2 protein-coding genes are annotated in these 2,158 nt (G+C 68.7%); one reads left to right on the top strand and one right to left on the bottom strand.

The window, feature by feature from the left end; all coding sequences use genetic code 11:
- Nucleotides 1-798, top strand: a 798-nt coding sequence (locus AB1346_01795; GenBank protein ID MEW6719164.1) for an NAD(P)-dependent oxidoreductase, incomplete at its 5' end; no start/stop codon positions are given.
- 10 nt (nt 799-808) lie between these two features.
- On the opposite strand, the gene AB1346_01790 is transcribed toward AB1346_01795, so the two are convergent.
- Nucleotides 809-2,158 (bottom strand): radical SAM protein (locus tag AB1346_01790; GenBank protein ID MEW6719163.1); only part of this gene is annotated, 1,350 nt, incomplete at its 5' end.

Here is a 2,158-nt window from a genome sequence, read left to right as displayed (position 1 = left end):
GAAGGGTCGCACGAGATCCGGGGGAAGAAGCTCGGGATCATCGGGTACGGCAGCATCGGTTCGCAGCTCTCCATCCTGGCCGAAGCGCTGGGAATGCGGGTGTACTACCACGACATCGCCGAGAAGCTCTCCCTGGGGAACGCGAAGAAGGTCCCGCTCGAGGAGTTGCTGCGAATCGCGGACATCGTATCGATCCACGTCGACGGAAGGGGCTCCAACCGGGATTTCATCGGCGACCGGGAATTCGCCGCGATGAAGGACGGCGTCGTCTTCCTGAATTTGAGCCGCGGCTACGTGGTGGACGTCGAGGCGCTGGCGAGGAACCTGCGGAAAGGGAAGGTCCGGGGGGCGGCGGTCGACGTCTTCCCGGAGGAGCCGCGCAGCAACAAGGAGCCGTTCGTCTCACCGCTGCAGGGGATACGGAACGTGATCCTCACGCCCCACATCGGCGGCTCCACGGAGGAGGCGCAGCAGAACATCGGGGTCTTCGTCGCGGCGCGCATCCTGCGGTTTCTCGATTCCGGCGCCACGTCCTCCAGCGTCAACTTCCCGGTCCTCCAGGCGTCGCCGACGCGCGAGATGCACCGGTTCGCCCACCTCCACGAAAACATCCCCGGCATGATGGCGAAGATCAACGACCTTTTCGCGCAGCAAGGCGTCAACATCGTCGGGCAGCATCTGCAGACCCGGGGGCACCTCGGGTACGCGGTGATCGACGTCGGGGAAGGGTGCGACCGCTCGATCCTCGGCCTTCTCGGGAAGATCCCCCACACGATCCGGGCGCGCCTCGTCTTCTGACGCCGCGGCGTCACGCCCCCCCGGCATGCCCCGCCCGCCCGGGAGGAAAGAAAACGGCGTGGTTCGATGTGAACCGGGGCGGTGTCCGCCCCGCGATCGCGCGGATCGAGGCGTTGCCGAGGAGCTCCTTCCCGAGGAAGCGGCGCGCCTGCTCCCTCCCCCACCCTCCGCTCGCCGGCACCGACCGGTACAGCCCCAGCGATTCCCCCTTTCCGGGGAAAGGCGGACCTTCCGGCTCTCCGCTCCCCGGCGTCCCGGCCCACGCCGCATCGCGCGGCAGGTTCAGGATCGCCAGGTTCAGGAACCCGATCCGGTCGACACGCTCCGCGAGGAACGACAGGGTCCGCTTCGCGTCTTCGCGCGTCTCCCCCGGGATCCCGAGCATCACGTAGACGTAGGAGGAGATCCCCGCCCGCGAAAGGTTCGAAAGGATCGCCGACGCCTCCTCGACGCGGGTCCCCTTCCCCATCCGGTCGAGGAGATCCTGCGAGGCGCTCTCCAGCCCCAGTTGGAGCATCGAGCAGCCCGCGGCCGCCAGCTCCGCGACGAACCCGGGATCGAGCAGCTCCCGGCCGAACCGCGCGAACCCGTGCCAGGAGATCCCCCTCAACAGCTCTTTCCGCTCCGCCATCGACCGGAGGACCGCAGGGGGAATCGCGTTGTCGGTGAGATGGAACCGGGAGACGCCGTAGCGCAGCGACAGCTCCCGCAGGAGCGCGGGGACCGACGCGGGGTCTGCCCCCCGGAAGGCATGGGTCGGAGCCACCGCCTCGGGGCACCAGGCGCACTTCCCCCAATAGCAGCCGCGGGACGACGCGACGGGAAGCACCGGCTCCGGGGACAGGTATTGCGGCAGGGAAGCGAACCGGTAGTCCGGAAGGAACTCGGCCTCCACCCCTCCCTCGAGAAATCCGTCCCCGCTCTTGATTCCCTCCGCGACGACGGCTGCCAGCGCCTCCTCCCCCGGCCCGAAGCCGATCGCGTGGAAGGGGGAAAAGCGCAGCCCCTCCCTTCGCAGCGGTTTCCTCCAGGAAGTGAGCATCCCCCCGCCGCCCAGGATCCTCGCCCCGGGAAGGCGGCGCCTCAGCATTCCCGCCAGCTCGAAAGCGGGCAGAACCTGGTGACGGTAGTGGATCGAGATCGCGACGTTCCGGGGGCGCATCTCCACGATCCCCGGCAGGAGCTCCCGGAAATACCCCGTGAATACCGTTTCCTCCTCCCCGGAGGCCATCCGCCGCAGGTCGGGGGGGGAGAATTCCGAGAAATCCCGGTGGGTGTAATCGCCCAGGGTCAGCCGTTCCGCCCCTCCCGGGCCGCGATGCGCGGAAAGCGCGCCGTCCAGGTGGCGGACGGCGGCGGC

The organism is Thermodesulfobacteriota bacterium, assembly GCA_040758155.1.
Lineage (GTDB): Bacteria > Desulfobacterota > Deferrimicrobia > Deferrimicrobiales > Deferrimicrobiaceae > UBA2219.
This window is presented reverse-complemented; position numbering and strand designations above follow the sequence as displayed.